Source organism: Mycolicibacterium sp. Y3 (assembly GCF_051188035.1).
GTDB classification, from domain to species: Bacteria; Actinomycetota; Actinomycetes; order Mycobacteriales; family Mycobacteriaceae; genus Mycobacterium; species Mycobacterium fluoranthenivorans.
Map to the genome: position 1 here is coordinate 4,122,655 of NZ_JAVQLT010000001.1, position 15,605 is coordinate 4,138,259.

General features: G+C 66.8%; 16 protein-coding genes. 8 read left to right on the forward strand and 8 right to left on the reverse strand.

From position 1 onward, the window contains the following. Nucleotides 1-5: 5 nt before the first annotated feature. Nucleotides 6-656, reverse strand: a complete 651-nt coding sequence (locus QN239_RS20020; protein WP_499012942.1) for an HD domain-containing protein — start codon at nucleotides 654-656, stop codon at nucleotides 6-8. 102 nt (nucleotides 657-758) lie between these two features. Between QN239_RS20020 and QN239_RS20025 the strand changes: the two genes are divergently transcribed. Both QN239_RS20025 and QN239_RS20030 read left to right on the forward strand, forming a co-directional pair. Then, nucleotides 759-1,751: a GlxA family transcriptional regulator gene (locus tag QN239_RS20025; protein WP_499012944.1), complete on the forward strand. Its 993-nt coding sequence runs from the start codon at nucleotides 759-761 to the stop codon at nucleotides 1,749-1,751. Nucleotides 1,752-1,767: 16 nt separating this feature from the next. After that, nucleotides 1,768-2,241, forward strand: coding sequence for a DUF1990 domain-containing protein (locus QN239_RS20030; RefSeq protein ID WP_499012945.1), 474 nt, complete (start codon nucleotides 1,768-1,770; stop codon nucleotides 2,239-2,241). Nucleotides 2,242-2,244: 3 nt separating this feature from the next. On the opposite strand, the gene QN239_RS20035 is transcribed toward QN239_RS20030, so the two are convergent. From QN239_RS20035 to QN239_RS20055, 5 genes are all read right to left on the reverse strand, one after another. After that, on the reverse strand, nucleotides 2,245-2,568 hold the full coding sequence (locus tag QN239_RS20035; RefSeq protein ID WP_499012947.1) for a hypothetical protein: 324 nt from the start codon (nucleotides 2,566-2,568) through the stop codon (nucleotides 2,245-2,247). A 35-nt stretch (nucleotides 2,569-2,603) separates the two neighbouring features. After that, on the reverse strand, nucleotides 2,604-3,368 hold the full coding sequence (locus QN239_RS20040; RefSeq protein WP_499012949.1) for an enoyl-CoA hydratase/isomerase family protein: 765 nt from the start codon (nucleotides 3,366-3,368) through the stop codon (nucleotides 2,604-2,606). Between the two features lies 1 nt (nucleotide 3,369). Beyond that, entirely contained in the window at nucleotides 3,370-4,452 is a 1,083-nt protein-coding gene (locus QN239_RS20045; RefSeq protein WP_499012951.1) for an acyl-CoA dehydrogenase family protein, read from the reverse strand. Further along, the gene (locus tag QN239_RS20050) at nucleotides 4,439-5,323 is read right to left on the reverse strand and encodes an acyl-CoA dehydrogenase family protein (protein WP_499012952.1); all 885 of its coding nucleotides are present in this window, start codon (nucleotides 5,321-5,323) and stop codon (nucleotides 4,439-4,441) included. The genes QN239_RS20045 and QN239_RS20050 overlap by 14 nt, the downstream gene beginning before the upstream one ends. 71 nt (nucleotides 5,324-5,394) lie before the next feature. Further along, nucleotides 5,395-6,447 (reverse strand): phosphotransferase family protein, encoded by a 1,053-nt coding sequence (locus QN239_RS20055; protein ID WP_499012954.1) that lies wholly within the window; start codon nucleotides 6,445-6,447, stop codon nucleotides 5,395-5,397. A gap of 81 nt (nucleotides 6,448-6,528) precedes the next feature. Here QN239_RS20055 and QN239_RS20060 point away from each other — a divergent pair, with 81 nt between their 5' ends. The 4 genes from QN239_RS20060 to QN239_RS20075 all read left to right on the forward strand — a co-directional run bounded on the left by QN239_RS20060 (nucleotide 6,529) and on the right by QN239_RS20075 (nucleotide 12,325). Then, nucleotides 6,529-9,015: a glycogen/starch/alpha-glucan phosphorylase gene (locus QN239_RS20060; RefSeq protein WP_499012955.1), complete on the forward strand. Its 2,487-nt coding sequence runs from the start codon at nucleotides 6,529-6,531 to the stop codon at nucleotides 9,013-9,015. 42 nt (nucleotides 9,016-9,057) lie between these two features. Next, nucleotides 9,058-11,439: a phosphoketolase family protein gene (locus tag QN239_RS20065; RefSeq protein WP_499012957.1), complete on the forward strand. Its 2,382-nt coding sequence runs from the start codon at nucleotides 9,058-9,060 to the stop codon at nucleotides 11,437-11,439. A 64-nt stretch (nucleotides 11,440-11,503) separates the two neighbouring features. Then, nucleotides 11,504-11,968 (forward strand): DUF1942 domain-containing protein, encoded by a 465-nt coding sequence (locus QN239_RS20070; protein ID WP_499012959.1) that lies wholly within the window; start codon nucleotides 11,504-11,506, stop codon nucleotides 11,966-11,968. A gap of 24 nt (nucleotides 11,969-11,992) precedes the next feature. Beyond that, nucleotides 11,993-12,325: a hypothetical protein gene (locus QN239_RS20075; RefSeq protein WP_499012960.1), complete on the forward strand. Its 333-nt coding sequence runs from the start codon at nucleotides 11,993-11,995 to the stop codon at nucleotides 12,323-12,325. 25 nt (nucleotides 12,326-12,350) lie between these two features. Here QN239_RS20075 and QN239_RS20080 read toward each other — a convergent pair whose 3' ends face one another. After that, nucleotides 12,351-12,527, reverse strand: a complete 177-nt coding sequence (locus QN239_RS20080; protein ID WP_499012962.1) for a hypothetical protein — start codon at nucleotides 12,525-12,527, stop codon at nucleotides 12,351-12,353. Between the two features lies 1 nt (nucleotide 12,528). Next, on the reverse strand, nucleotides 12,529-13,338 hold the full coding sequence (locus QN239_RS20085; protein WP_499012964.1) for an endonuclease/exonuclease/phosphatase family protein: 810 nt from the start codon (nucleotides 13,336-13,338) through the stop codon (nucleotides 12,529-12,531). A gap of 191 nt (nucleotides 13,339-13,529) precedes the next feature. Between QN239_RS20085 and QN239_RS20090 the strand changes: the two genes are divergently transcribed. Together QN239_RS20090 and QN239_RS20095 are read left to right on the forward strand one after the other, a co-directional pair. Continuing rightward, nucleotides 13,530-14,240 carry an Abi-alpha family protein gene (locus QN239_RS20090; RefSeq protein WP_499012965.1) on the forward strand — a complete coding sequence of 237 codons (711 nt, stop codon included), beginning with the start codon at nucleotides 13,530-13,532 and terminating at the stop codon, nucleotides 14,238-14,240. Further along, a complete protein-coding gene (locus QN239_RS20095) occupies nucleotides 14,237-15,472 on the forward strand; it encodes a DUF445 domain-containing protein (protein WP_499012966.1) in 1,236 nt (411 codons plus the stop codon). Before QN239_RS20090 ends, QN239_RS20095 begins: the two co-directional genes overlap by 4 nt. The last annotated feature ends 133 nt before the right edge of the window (nucleotides 15,473-15,605 follow it).

Genomic DNA, 15,605 nt, shown 5'->3' on the forward strand with positions numbered 1-15,605 from the left:
GAGCCCTACTCGGGCCAGCTGTTGTTCCGGATGATCTCGACGAAATCGGCCCGCACGTAAGACGGGTCGTAGTGCGCCAGCACATCGGCGTTCATGTTCCCGAATGTGCTCGCCGGCCGGTGCACGTTGCCGTCGGCGAAGGCCTGCAGGATGCGGTTCTTGAAATCCGGCCGCGGATGCGCCGCGGTCACGGCGGCGATCTGCTCCTCCGACAGCAGGTCACGGCCGATGCCCACCACATCGGTCTCGACACCCGCGATGACCGAGGCCACCTCCGGGTCCAGGAATTCGGGCACACCGGGCGTGGTGTGCAGCGCGATGCCCAACCACACCAGTTTGGCCGAGTTCTCGTCGATGCCCCGCTGCAGCAGGAAATCCCGGGCGGCATTCGCACCGTCGACCTCGAAGCGCAGCTGTGAGTCGCGGTAGCCGTCGGTCAGCCCGATGTCGTGGAACATGGCGCCGGTGTAGAGCAGTTCCAGGTCGGGCCGCAACCCACGGCGGCGCGCATGCAGAGCGCCGAACAGATACACCCGGCGTGAGTGGTGGTACAGCAGGTCGTCCTCGGTGTCGCGGATATAGGCGGTGACATCGCGCACCAAGGCGGTGTCCGGGATGACGATGTCCGCGATGGTCTCGGCGGTGGAAGTGCTCACGATCGAATCTCCTTGTTCTGCAGCTCCTTTTGGCTTGCTGACACCAGTCTCGATCCGGGAGCCGGGCACCGCGTATGGCGCAGCGGCCGTCTTTCCCACAGAATGCGACACAATGGGCAGGTGACAACGCGGGAGATGGTCATCGTCGTCTTCGACGGCGTGAAACTGCTCGACGTCGCGGGCCCGGCCGAGGTCTTCGCCGAAGCCAACAGGTTCGGGGCGCGGTATCGGCTCCGGATCGCCTCACCCGACGGGCGTGATGTCACCACGTCCATCGGGACCCCGTTCGCCGTCACCGACCGGCTCGCGGACATCGAATCCGCCGACACGGTGCTGGTCGCCGGTGGCGACAACCTCACCGCCCACGCGATCGATCCCGCGCTCGTCGACGCGGTGCGCGAGGTGCCGCCACGCACCGGCCGGCTGGCGTCCATCTGCACCGGCGCGTTCATCCTGGCCACCGCGGGACTGCTGGACGGCCGGCGAGCCACCACACACTGGCGCCACGTCACCCTGCTCGCCCACGCGTTCCCGCAGATCGGCGTGGAACCGGATGCGATCTTCGTACGCGACGGGGACGTCTACACGTCGGCAGGTGTCACGGCGGGTATCGATCTGGCGCTGGCGCTTGTCGAGCAGGACCACGGTGCCGAGCTGGTGCGTTCGGTGGCGCGCTCCCTGGTGGTGTACCTCAAACGCGCGGGCGGCCAGTCGCAGTTCTCCGCACTGGTGGAGGCCGACCCGCCGCAGGAATCGGCGTTGCGGGCGGTCACCGCCGCCATCGCCGCCGATCCGGGTGCCGACCACAGCGTGAAACGCCTTGCCGCGGTGGCGGCGTTGAGCACCCGCCAGCTGACCCGGCTGTTTCACACCGAGCTGGGCACCACGCCGGCCCGGTACGTGGAGAAGGTCCGCATCGACACCGCGCGGGGCGCGCTCGACGCGGGGCACAGCGTGGCCGACGCGGCGCAGATCGCCGGCTTCGGCAGCGCCGAAACGCTGCGCCGGGTGTTCGTCACCCAGTTGGGGTTGTCCCCGAAGGCATATCGCGACAGGTTCCGCACGGCTCAGGTTTCCCCCGACCAGCCGTCCTGACTGCGATAGTGAACCGGTGGACCTGACCTATCCCGAAGTCGGCGCGACCAACGGCCCGCTGCCCGCCGGGTATCACCATGTGCACGCGGTGGCGCCGATCGGGAACGGGCGCGCGCGCTTCGAGGCCGCCGCCGACGCGGTCATGCACTGGGGTATGCAGCGCGGCGCCGGGGTGCTGGTGCGGGCCGACGGCGATATCGCGGCGGTGGGCAGCGAGGTGGTGGTCGGATTCGGCCCGCTGCGCGCATCGTGCCGGGTGGTGTACGTGCTGGCGGAAGACCACCGCCGCGGGTTCGCCTACGGCACCCTGCCCGGGCATCCGGAATCCGGCGAGGAACTGTTCACCGTGCGCTATGACCCCACCACCGACACCGTGTTCGCGGAGGTCATCGCGTTCTCGCGGCACGGCACCTGGTGGAGCCGGCTCGGCGCACCGATCACCGCTGTGGCGCAACGGATCATCACCAAGCGGTACCTGTCGGCGGTGTGAGCTCTAGGTACAGCCGCTCACGCTGACGTGTCCACGGGGCCCGCCGACATTGCCGCACACGCTGACATTCGACCCGATCGGCGGTGGCGGAGGCGGAGGCGGCGGGGCCGTCTCGAAGTCCTCCGGCAGCGGCGCATACATCGACGGTGGCGGCGCCCAGTCCGCGATGACGCCGGCGATATCGGTGCAGCCGCCGACGCTGACGTGTCCGCGCCGGCCACCGACGCTGCCACAGACGTCGGCGTGCGCCGGTATCGCCACCACCATCGGAGCGACGGTCAACCCCACGACACCGGCGGCGACCGCCAGCCACGCCCTGATGCTCATCGCGTGAGTATAGAGCGCGTGAAAGCCGTGATCTGCTACTTGCTTTGCAGCAGTCGCTCGATATTCGCCTTGAGCTCCGGGGTGTCGAAGGTGAGTTCCTCGGCCGTGGTCGCATAGTCCAGGGTGATCTGGACCTGATGTTCCAGCTGCATGTTCAGGATGCGCTTGGTGCTCTCCACCGCCTTCTGCGGCAATTCCAGGATGCGCTTGGCCGCACCCAGCGCCTCGGCCAGCGGATCGACGACCACATGGTTGGCCAGACCGAGCTCGACCGCCTTCTGCGCCGGGATCCGGGCACCGGTCAACGCGTACTCCTTGGCCTGCAGAATGCTCATCTGCATCGGCCACACGAGCGGTCCGCCGTCGGCGGCCACCAGACCCACCTGCACGTGCGGGTCGGCCAGGAACGCCTTCTCCCCCATGTAGACGATGTCGCTCAACGCCACCACGCTGCAGCCCAGGCCGACGGCCGGGCCGTTCACGGCAGCGATCACCGGGATGCGGCAGCGCACCATGCCCATCACGATCTCGCGGCCGTCGATGATGGTCTTGGTGCGCAGCTCGACATCCTCGCTGAGCTCTTTGATATAGGCGAAGTCACCACCGGCGGAGAACGCCTTGCCCGCACCGGTGATCACGGCGACTCGAGCGGTGGGGTCCAGACTCAGCCGATTCCAGATCCGCGCCAGGCCGACGTGCAGATCGTCGTTGACGGCGTTGAGCTCCTCGGGCCGGTTCAGCGTGATGATGCGCAGTGGGCCGTCGGCCTCGACCTGGATCTCCTCGGGCATGTCGTACATGTCAAACCGCCATTCTCAGGATTCGGCCAGCGATGATGTTCTTCTGGATCTGTGAGGTGCCGCCCATGACGCTCTGGGACCGGCTGTAGAGGTAGGTGCTGAACAGGTCGGGGTCGGCGGTGCCGGTCTGGGCCAGCACCGCATGCCCGACGGACTGCTCGACCCATGTCATCAACAGTTTGTCGATGGATCCTTCGGGACCGTGCGAGATCCCGTCGAGCTGCTCGGACAGTCGCCGGCGCACGTGCTGCCGCAGCACCTGCACCTGCACTGTGGCCCAAGCCAATTCGTCACTCGGCGCGCCGCGGCGGGCCAGCTGGTTCACCGTCTTCTCGTAGCGCGCGGCGTAACCCAGCGTGGACGGCTCACGCTCGTGGCCGACGACGGTCATCGCCAAAGCCCAGCCGTCACCCGGGTTGCCGACCATCTGACTGGCGGGCACCCGCGCACCGTCGAACAGCACCTGGCCGAATTCGTTGCTGACCCCGTTGATCATCTTCAGCGGCCGTTGCTCGATACCGGGTTGGTGCATGGAGACCAGGAACGCCGAGATGCCTTTGTGCCGCGGCACGGACTTGTCGGTCCGGGCCAGCAGCAGGCACCAGTCTGCGACGTCGGAGTAGCTGGTCCAGATCTTGTGCCCGTTGATGACGTACTCATCGCCGTCCAGGGTGGCCGCGGTGGTCAGCGAGGCGAGGTCGGAACCGGCGCCGGGCTCGGAGAAGCCCTGGCACCAACGCTGCGTGCCGTCGATCATGCCGGGCAGGAAACGCTGCTGCACTTCCTTACTCGCATGCCGGCCCAACCCGGTCACCAGGTAGCCGAGACTGGGCCGGGGCGGGGCCCCCGCCCGGGCCAGTTCTTCGTCCACGATGACGTCGTACACCGGGGGTAGTTCCAGGCCGCCGAACTCCTTGGGCCAGGTTGCCCCGAAAAACCCTGCGGCGTGCAGGGATTGGTGCCACTCCCCCTGCCGGGCCCAGTACTCCTCGGTCGATTTGGGGAAGGTCGGGGCCTGTTCGGCGAGCCAGGCCCGCAGACGCCCACGGAAGGCGGCTTCGGATTCGGAGTCACGAAAGTCCAACGGAGATCTCCTTCAACGACACCGGCCACAGACCGGTGGACACCAGCACCCGGCGCAGGTACACGTGCGCCAGGCATTCCCAGGTGTTGCCGATACCGCCGTGGACCTGGATGGCGGTTTCGCACACGGTGTGTGCGGATTTCGCGCAGTACACCTTGGCCACCCGGGCGGCCTGCAGCGCGACGTCCGGATCCTCCTCGTCGACCGCCCAGGCCGCGTAGCGCAGGATGCTGGTCGAGCCCTCGATGAGGACCAGGCTTTCGGCGAGCAGGTGCGCAACGGCCTGATAGGAGCCGATGGCCTTGCCGTACTGCTCGCGCACCTTGGCGTAGTCGCAAGCGAGGTCGAAGGCACCGCGCGCCGCGCCGAGGATGTCCGCCGCGGTCACCACCAGCGCCAGCGCTTGGGCGCGCTGCGCCGACGCGGTATCGAGGGCACCGGCCGGGGTGACCTCGCCGGCCGGCGCCTGCCAACGGGTCAGGTCCACCCCGGGGGCGGGTTCGCCCAGCGTGACGGCGCCGAGCGCGACACCGTCGAGCACCACACCGCGGTTCAGGCCGCGCGCATCGGGCGCATGCGCACCGAAGACGATCGTCGCCGCGTCCTGCCCGAGATCGTCGGCGAGCAGCGGCCCGAGAAAAGGCACATCGACCAGCCGGCGGCCGAACTCCTCGGCGACCAGCGCGACCTCCACACCCGAGGCGCCGTCGGAGCGCAGCGAGCGCCACCCGGTGGCGGCGACGGTCTTCTCCAACCGCGCCACCCGCTCGGTGTCATCCAACTCGCCGACCGCACCCGGACCGAGATCGTCGGCGAGTTTGGCGGCCGCGTCCCGGAGCTGTTGCTGCTCACCGGTGAGCCGAACATCCATGAGAGGACCCTATCCGTTTTGAAGAATGCAATTCTCATCCGGCCAGAACTTTACTACCCGACGGGTCGATTTCACAGTCCGCCGGCCAGCGCCCACGCTCGTCGGGCCAGGCCCCGATACCGGTCCCGAAACAGGTCGGTACCGGCCCGGGAGTCGGACGCGTTACCGTCCAGCCCGCGTTTCCACACTCCGGCCACGATCGACGCCAGCCGGAACATCGAGAAGACGACATAGCTGTCCAGGTCCGCGGGCACCTCCACACCGGCGTGCCGGCAGTAGCTCGCCACGAACTCGTCCTGGGTGGGGATACCGGTCCCGGCGAGGTCCTCGCCGGCCACCCCCATCAACGGGTCGGCGTCACCGGGCAGGTGATAGGTCATGGCGGCATAGCCCAGATCGGCCAGCGGGTGGCCGATGGTGGCCAGCTCCCAGTCCAGCACCGCCACGATGCGCGGCTCGCTCGGATGGATCAGCACATTGCCCAGCCGGTAATCCCCGTGCGCGATGGTGGCCCGGTCGTCGGCCGGCAGATGCTCGGGCAGCCAGCCCGCCAGCCGCTCCATGTCCTGGCATTCCTCGACCTTGACCGCCGCCCACGACCGCGTCCACAGCGCCACCTGACGCGCCAGGTAGCCGTCGGGTCTGCCGAAGTCTCCCAGTCCCGCCTCGCGCCAGTCCACGCTGTGCAACCGAGCCAGCACGCGGGCCAGGTCCTCGTAGACCGCGGCCCGTTCGGCCGGGGTGCCGTCGCGCAACACCCGGTCCGGGAACACCCGACCGGGCACGTGGTCCATCACGAAGAACGGCGTGCCGATGACCTCTGCGTCCTCACACATCAGCCGCATCACCGGTACCGGCACGCCGGAGCCGGCCAGTGCCGCCATCACCCGATGCTCACGGCCGACGTCGTGGGCACGCGGCAACAGCACCCCAGGCGGCTTCTTACGAAGCACGAATTCTCCTGCGCCCGTGCGCAAATGGAAGGTGGGATTACTCTGACCGCCCTGGAACTGGCGGATTTCCAGCGGCCCGTCGATCCCGTGTCCACGCAGGTACCGGCCCAGTGCGGCCTCATCGATGCGGTGCTGCGGCAACACGTCGACCAGCTCGGGTACACCGGACATGCCCGCAGCGTCTCATATCCGTTCACCCGTCCGACGCTCATTGCGCGCGCGATGTGCACGCACCCCTGCCAGACTTTCCCCATGACCGATCTCGATGTGCCTTCCCCGAACGCCGAGCGTGCCCGCACCGGCCTGTCCTCCGACGCCCTGCGCCGCGCCATCATCGACCACGTGCGGTACTCGATCGGTCGTCCCGCCGCCGCCCTGCGCCCCGAGCACTACTACCGGGCGCTGGCGCTGGCCGTCCGGGACCGCATGCAGGACAACCGCGTCGCTTCCACCCAGACATCACTGGACCTCGGCAGCAAGCTCACCTGCTACCTGTCCGCGGAATTCCTGATGGGGCCGCAGCTGGGTGCCAACCTGCTCAACCTCGGCATCGAGCAGGCCGCCCGGGCCGCACTGAGCGAACTCGGCCAGGACCTCGACGAGGTGCTGGCGTGCGAGGAGGAACCCGGCCTGGGCAACGGCGGCCTCGGCCGACTGGCGGCCTGCTATCTGGATTCACTGGCGACGCTGGCACGCCCCGCGATCGGGTACGGCATCCGCTATGAGTTCGGCATCTTCGACCAGGAGATCCAGGACGGCTGGCAGGTCGAGAAGACCGACAATTGGCTGGACAACGGAAATCCCTGGGAGATCGCCAAGCCCGATGTGAACTACCTGGTCAACTGGGAAGGCCACACCGAGCACTACACCGACGACGCCGGCGTGTCCCGGATCCGCTGGGTGCCCGCCCGAGTCATCAAGGGTGTCGCCTACGACACCCCGATCCAGGGCTACGGGGTCAAGACGTGCAATGTGCTCACCCTGTGGAGCGCGCGGGCGGTGCACGAGTTCGCGCTGGAGGCGTTCAACACCGGCGACTACTACAAGGCCGTCGAGGAGGAGGTCACCTCCGAGACCGTCACCAAGGTGCTCTATCCGAACGACGAACCCGAGGCGGGCAAGCGACTGCGGCTGCTGCAGCAGTACTTCTTCGTGTCCTGCTCACTGCAGCACGTTCTGCACATCGTCGATGATCTGGCTGATCTGTCGATTTTGGAGCTGCCCGAGCGTTTTGCCATCCAGCTCAACGACACTCACCCCTCGATCGGTGTCGCCGAGCTCATGCGCCTGCTGGTCGACGAACGCCGGCTGGACTGGAACACGGCCTGGGACATCACCGTGGCCACCTTCGGGTACACCAACCACACGCTGCTGCCCGAGGCCCTGGAGAAGTGGTCGCTGGAGATCTTCGGTGAGAGCCTGCCCCGGCACCTGGAGATCATCTACGAGATCAACAGCCGGTTCCTGGACGAGGTGCGCGCCAAGTTCCCCGGTGACGAGGACCGGGTGCGCCGGATGTCGCTGATCGGCGAAGAGGGCGGCAAGACCGTGCGGATGGCCTACCTGGCCACCGTCGGCAGCCACGCGATCAACGGTGTCGCCGCGCTGCACTCCGAACTGCTCAAGGAAAGCGTCCTCAAGGACTTCTACGAGCTGTGGCCGGAACGCTTCTCGAACAAGACCAACGGTGTGACACCACGTCGTTTCGTGGCGCTGTCGAACCCAGGACTGCGCCAGCTGCTGGATCGCACCATCGGTGACGGGTGGCTGACACATCTGGACCGGTTGCGCGGGCTGGAACCGTTCATCGAGGACGACGGGTTCCGGGCGGAATGGCGAGATGTGAAGCGGGCCAACAAGTCACGGCTCGCGGAACTGGTGCTCGCCGAGACGGGCGTCGAACTGGATCCGTCCTGGCTGTTCGACATCCAGGTCAAGCGCATCCATGAGTACAAGCGTCAGCACCTCAACGTGCTGAACATCGTCACCCAGTACCTGCGGATCAAGAAGAACCCCGGCATCGAGATGGCGCCCCGGGCCTACATCTTCGGCGGCAAGGCCGCCCCCGGCTACTTCCTGGCCAAGCGCATCATCAAGCTGATCACCGCCGTCGGCGACATGGTCAACTTCGATCCCGAGGTCAACCGCTTCATGAAAGTGGTGTTCCTGCCCAACTTCAACGTGCAGAACGCTCACCTGATCTACCCGGCCGCCAACCTGTCCGAGCAGATCTCGACCGCAGGTAAGGAAGCCTCGGGCACCGGCAACATGAAGTTCATGATGAACGGGGCACTGACCATCGGCACTCTCGACGGTGCCAACGTCGAGATCCGCGAAGAGGCCGGTGCCGAGAACTTCTTCCTGTTCGGGCTCACCGTGGACGAGGTCGAGGCACTCAAGCGCGACGGCTACCGGCCGTCGGATTATGTCGCGGCCAACCCCGAACTGGCGGCCGTCCTCGATCTCATTGCCGGCGGCCACTTCTCGCACGGTGACACCGAGGTGTTCCGCCCACTGATCGACAACCTGCGCTACGACGACCCCTTCCTCGTGCTCGCGGACTACGCCTCCTATGTCGAGTGCCAGGACCGCGTGAGTGCCGCGTGGCAGGACCGCGATGCGTGGTCGCGCATGTCGATCCTGAACACGGCCCGCAGCGGCAAGTTCTCTTCCGACCGGGCGATCGAGGAGTACTGCGACGACATCTGGGGGGTCGGGCCGGTCAACATCGGGACCTAATCCCCTGTCGAGCACTCGTAGACAACTGGTAAGCCGGTAGTTATGACCACCACCACTGCACCGCTCTCTGATGCCGAGCTCACCCAGCTGGATGCGTACTGGCGGGCTGCCAACTATCTGTCGGTGGGTCAGATCTACCTGCTGGACAATCCGCTGCTGCGCGAACCACTGCAGCCCGAGCACGTCAAACCTCGGCTGCTGGGGCACTGGGGCACCACCCCCGGGCTCAACCTGCTCTACGCGCACCTGAACCGGGTGATCCGGCACCGCGACTCCGATGTGGTGTTCGTCACCGGTCCCGGGCACGGCGGCCCGGGGCTGGTGGCCAACACCTACCTCGAGGGCACCTACAGCGAGGTGTACACCGGCATCGGCCAGGACGCCGAGGGGTTGCGGAAGCTGTTCCGGCAGTTCTCGTTTCCCGGTGGCATCCCCAGTCACGTCGCGGCAGAGACGCCCGGATCCATCCACGAGGGCGGCGAGCTCGGCTATGCGCTCGTACATGCCTTCGGCGCCGCTTTCGACAATCCCGACCTGGTGGTGGCGGCCGTCGTGGGCGACGGCGAGGCCGAGACCGGACCGCTGGCGGCGAGTTGGCATTCCAACAAGTTCCTCGACCCGGTCCGCGACGGGGCGGTGCTGCCGATCCTGCATCTCAACGGCTACAAGATCGCCAATCCCACAGTGCTGTCGCGGATTCCGCAGCAAGAGCTGGAATCGTTGTTCACCGGCTACGGCTACATCCCGATCACCGTGGCCGGTGATGATCCCGCAGACGTGCACCAGCAGTTGGCGGCGGCGCTGGACGAGGCCTTCGACCAGATCGGCGCCATTCAGCGGGCGTCGCGCGAAGACGGTGAGGTGGGCCGGCCGCTGTGGCCGATGATCATCCTGCGCACACCGAAGGGCTGGACCGGCCCGGCCGAGGTCGACGGCGTGAAGGTGGAGGGCACCTGGCGATCCCATCAGGTGCCGCTGGCCGAAACCCGCACCAATCCCGCGCACCGGGCGGCGCTGGAAACGTGGTTGCGCAGTTACCGTCCCGAAGAACTGTTCGACGACACCGGTGCGCTGCTGCCCGAACTGCGGGCGCTGGCGCCGGTGGGCACCCGCCGGATGGGGGCCAACCCGCATGCCAACGGCGGTGTGCTGCTGCGCGATCTCGACCTGCCGCCGATGCACGACTACGCGGTCGAGGTGAGCTCGCCCGCCAACGGGTCGGCGGAGGCCACCCGGGTACTGGGCACCTTCCTGCGCGATGTGATCGCGCGTAACCCGGACAACTTCCGCCTGATGGGACCCGACGAGACCGCGTCCAACCGGCTGTCGGCGGTGTTCGAGACCACCGACAAGGTCTGGCTGGCGGATATCTCCGAAGACGACGAGCATCTCGCGTCGAGCGGACGGGTGATGGAGGTGCTGTCCGAACACCTGTGCCAGGGTTGGCTGGAGGGCTACCTGCTCACCGGGCGGCATGGATTGTTCAACTGCTACGAGGCTTTCGTCCACATCGTCGATTCCATGGTCAACCAGCACGCCAAATGGCTGACCAGCAGCGCACATCTGGACTGGCGGCGCCCGGTGGCATCGCTGAATTACCTTCTGACATCTCATGTCTGGCGCCAGGACCACAACGGTGCCTCACACCAGGATCCCGGTTTCATCGACCATGTCGCCAACAAACGCCCCGAGGTGGTCCGGGTGTACCTGCCGCCGGACGCCAACACCCTGCTCGCGGTCGGGGACCACTGCCTGCGCAGCCGCCAGTACGTGAACGTCATCGTGGCGGGCAAACAGCCCGCCTTGACCTACCTGACGATGGATGAGGCTGTCGCGCATTGCACCCGCGGCGCGGGGATCTGGGAGTGGGCCAGTTCCTCCACCCCGGGGAATGGCTTGGGCGAGCCCGATGTGGTGCTGGCGTGCGCGGGTGACGTCCCCACCCTGGAGACCCTGGCGGCCGCCGACATCCTGCGCCGCCGGCTGCCCGACCTCGGCGTGCGGGTGGTCAACGTCGTCGACATCATGCGGCTGCAACCCGAGTCCGAGCATCCGCACGGGCTGCCCGATCACGAGTTCGACGCTCTGTTCACCACCGACAAGCCGATCATCTTCGCCTACCACGGCTATCCGTGGTTGATTCACCGGCTGACCTACCGGCACACCAACCATGCTCAGCTGCATGTGCGCGGGTTCAAGGAGCGCGGTACCACCACGACGCCGTTCGACATGGTGATGCTCAACGACCTCGACCGGTTTCATCTCGTGATGGATGTCATCGACCGGGTACCCGGATTGGGCAGCGCAGCCGCCGGTCTGCGCCAGGAGATGGTCGACGCACGTCTGGCCGCCAAGCACTACACCCGCGAACACGGCGAGGACGACCCCGCGATCACCGGCTGGACCTGGCAGCGCAAGATCTGACGTTTCCCTCTCCACGGACCCGGGTAGTCCTCGGGAGTCCGAACCCCCAAGGAGAGGAAAAGTCATGCATGCCAAAACGATCGCCGGTGCCGCCGGTACCACCTTCGCCACCCTGTCGCTCGCAGTACTGACAGCAGCGGCGGCAGGTGCCGCGCCGGTCAGCGAAAGTTACGGCAACCAGCAGAAACTCGATGACGCCGGCGGCACCGTGACCGCCTGGACGGTCGATGAGCTGCACCCGAGCACCGACACCCTGCCGGTGCCGGTGAACGGAACCCTGTATGAGGCCACCGCGACCGTGCAGGCCGTCGAGGGCACCGCGACACCCGTGGTGACCGACTTCAACGCACGCACCGCCACCGGTGCCAGCTACCACGCCGTGCCCGCGCCGACGGCAACGGGTGTCAGCCCGGCTCCGCTGCAGGCCGGTACCAGCAATACCGGCAAGATCTACTTCGACGTCACCGGTCCGGCGCCAGAGAGCGTGGTCTACAGCAATGGTGGCCAGGACCTGTTGATCTGGAAGTAATTTCGGGCTATCACCGGAGGAATCATGGCGTCACCCAGTTCATCGACGAAGTCGACCGATAGGTCACCTGTGCTCAACTGGGTGCTCGCCCTGGCCACCATCCCCGCTGCGGCCGCGGTGGTCGGGTTCGCCTACATGCAGGTACTCGGCACCGCGGGCTGCAGTGAGCCCGACTGCTCGCGGCTGAACACCCTCGGGTTCAGCCTCATTCAGTACGGGGTACCGGCCGTCGCCGGACTGGCCGTGGTGGCGTCGTTCGTCACCGCGCGCCGGCGCGGCGGCGTGCTGGTACCGCTGGCGGCCTGGATGGTCATCGTGGTCGCCGTCATCGTGTTGGTCTTCACCTTCCCGCACTGACCGCTGCGATGAATTTCGTTGGTGCTCAGTCGGATTGCGCGCCGCGCGCCTCGGCTCCAGACTCCTCGGCGTCGAGCGCGTCCTCGGGCGTCGTGCGACCCACGTAGGCGCCGTCGCCGCCCTCGCTCGCCCGGCTCGATGCCACATGCGGATCGGCGGTCACGTCTTCTTCGGATTTCGCGTCCGCCCGGTGCTTGGCCATCTCATTCTCCTTCGTTTACCAGCGCTTGACTCTGCGCCGGCACGTTCTCCGCGAGCTCCAGTTCGACCACCATCGGCCGGTGATCGGAGATCGGCAACTCCGGTGTGCTGCACCGTCGCGCTCGCAGCCGCGGATGGTCGGTCAGCAGATGATCAAGCTGGCGGGTGGGCCGATGCGCCGGGAAGGTGCGAGCCGCGGCCAGTGACCGCATGCCGGACCATCGGGCGGCCGCCGCCACGGGCTGATTCAGATCGCCGAGCAGCAGGCGCGGGCCCGGTAACGCGGACAGCTCACGGCACAGCCGGCGCAGCTGAAAGCGATTCCAGCCCGGGACGAAGCTGAGATGGGTGCTGGCCGCGGTGACCTCCCCCAGCGGGGTGTCAAAACATCCGGCGATGGCGACCCGCGGCTCCTCATCCATCAGCATCACCCGGCGCGTGCCCGGCAGGTACGCGGGAAAGCGGAACGGGATCCGGGGCGGGTACACGACATGCCAGTCCCGCACCGGATAGCGCGACAGCAGAGCGACGCCGTAGGCGCTCGCGCCGGGTTGCTCGGCCCCGGTCGCCGCCGCCCACACGGCCCCGGGAGTACCGGAGATCGTGGCCGCGAACCGATGCGCCACCGCCCCCATCGCGTCGGCGGCCACCGCCGTCAGATCGGCCCGGCCCGAGCGGGCCTGGTCGACGTCGACCTCTTGCAGCGCCAGCAGGTCGACATCCAGGGCTCGGATGCAATCGGCAAAGGTATCCACGTCCACCCCGCCGCCGGGTCTTCGCCCGTGCAGGATGTTGAAAGTGCCTACCCGCATCGGTAACCCATACCCAATCCAAGCACGCGCACACCTTGAGCCGCTGACCTGCGGCTGAGCACAGTGCTTACTGCGCGTATTCGCCCGCTCGGGCACCTGCGGCCAATTAGGCTTTCGCGCGTGGCTGCTGGCAAAGTTGCGCCCACGCGGGCCGGGCGCGAGGCGCGGCAAACGTGGGAGGGGTGCGCAGCATGAGCCTGGGAGGCCTGTTCTCAGGCGGCCGACAGCTCGTCGGCGACGGGCTGCAGTTCATCGGCGGCGGCCTGCAGCTCGTCGGACGCACCGTGAACCAGATGCCGCGGGCGGACGAGGTGTTACCGCTGCTCGCGGACGTCGAGCGGTCGGTGGTGCGGGCGGTCCGTCAACATCTGGAGGAACTCGATCCGCCCGCCGCCGCCCTCACCGAGCAGACCGAGGACGAGGCACCCACCACACCCACGCTGCTGCTGCGCTCGTTGCTCGACCGGTCCATGTACACCAGCCCCGACAGCAGCCGAGACGTGCTATATCTGAATTTGCTGCAGGCGCTGGTTCCGGACGAGGCGCGCATACTCGCCGCATTGTCCGACGGCTCCGCCTACCCGGTGATCCACATCGCCGAACCCGGGGTCGGCAACACCCCGTCGTTCGTGTTGAAGAACGCGTCGACCGTCGGCCGGCAGTCAGGTGTGTCGCTGCCCATGCACACCCCGCTGTATCTGACCCGGATGCTCGCCCTCGGTCTGGTGCGTCTGGGTCCGGAGGCGTCATCGATGTATGACGAGTACGAGATGCTGCAGACCGACCACACGGTGGCCACCGCGCTGGGCCGGGCCCGTCGCGGGATGCGGGCCGCCCGGGTGATCCGCAGAACCATATTCATCAGCGATCTGGGCCAGGAACTCTGGGAGGCAGCCAAATGAGCGACTGGTTCGAGCACGCCTTCACCTACCCGTGGTGGGTGTACGTCACCATTCCGCTAGGGGCGGCCTTCGTCGGTTGGGTCACCAAGATCCTGGCGCTGAAGATGATGTTCTATCAGGTCGAGTTCGTCGGCATCAAGCCGTATTTCGGCTGGCAGGGCCAGATTCCCAAGCGTGCACCGAAAATGGCTGCCGTGGCGGTGGATTCGCTCACCTCGGGCATCCTCAAACCTGAGGAACTGTTCGACAAGATCGATCCCGACGAACTGGTCGCCGAGCTGGGCGAGCCGTTGCGCGACGCCGCCAGGGAACTCGTCGACACCATGATGATGTCGTTCCAGCCGCAGGTGTGGCGCGCGATGCCCGACCAGGTCAAAGACATCATCGTCAAGAACGTGGAGAGTCGCATCCCGTCGGCCGCCCGCGGCATGTTCGGCGAGTTCCGCGGTCAGGTCGACCAGATCTTCGATATCAAGCACATGGTCATCACCAATCTGGTACGGGACAAGGCCACGCTCAACAACGTCTTCCAGGACATCGGCAAGCCGGCGTTCAAGTTCCTGATCAAGTCGGGTCTGTACTTCGGGTTCATCATCGGCCTGGTGCAGATGCTGGTGTTCGGTGTCACCGGCTGGCACCTGGCGTTGCCGCTGTTCGGTCTGCTCACTGGTGGTCTGACCGACTACGTCGCGTTGCAGATGATCTTCCGGCCGCTGGAGCGCAGGACCGTGTTCCCCGGGATCAAGTGGCAGGGCGTGTTTCAGGCCGAACGCGAACAGGTCATCCACGGCTATGCGGCGCTGATGGCCCGCGAGATCTTCACCCCGAAGGCCATCATGGAGAGCCTTCTCACCGGCCCGATGTCGGACAAGTTCTTCGACATCATCCAAACCGAGATCGGCCGCACCATCGACAGCCAGATGGGCTTCGCCGGCCGGGTGATCAGCGCCGTGGGCGGTCGCCAGTATCAGGACATGAAGCTGCAGATCGCCGGCTCCATCATCGAGAAGCTTCCCGAAACCTCCTCGTATATCGAGCAATACGCGGCCGAACGACTCGACCTGGAGAACGTCATGGTCGAGAAGATGATGGTGCTGGACTCCCAGTCATATGAGAACCTGCTGCGCCCGGCGTTCAAGGACGACGAGTGGATCATCGTCGTCCTGGGCGCTGCGCTCGGCTTCATCTGCGGTGAGATCCAGTCTCAGCTGATCCTGATGCTGGCGCACTGACGTCGCGCAGGTGGTGCGCGGCGATCGCATCGCTCGCGGCACCGTCCGGCCGGCTCAGCACCACCTCCGGGCCATTGGCATCAGCGTGCGCCGATCCCTTGAACCCCCAGGACAGCGCCGGAGACTGGACGGG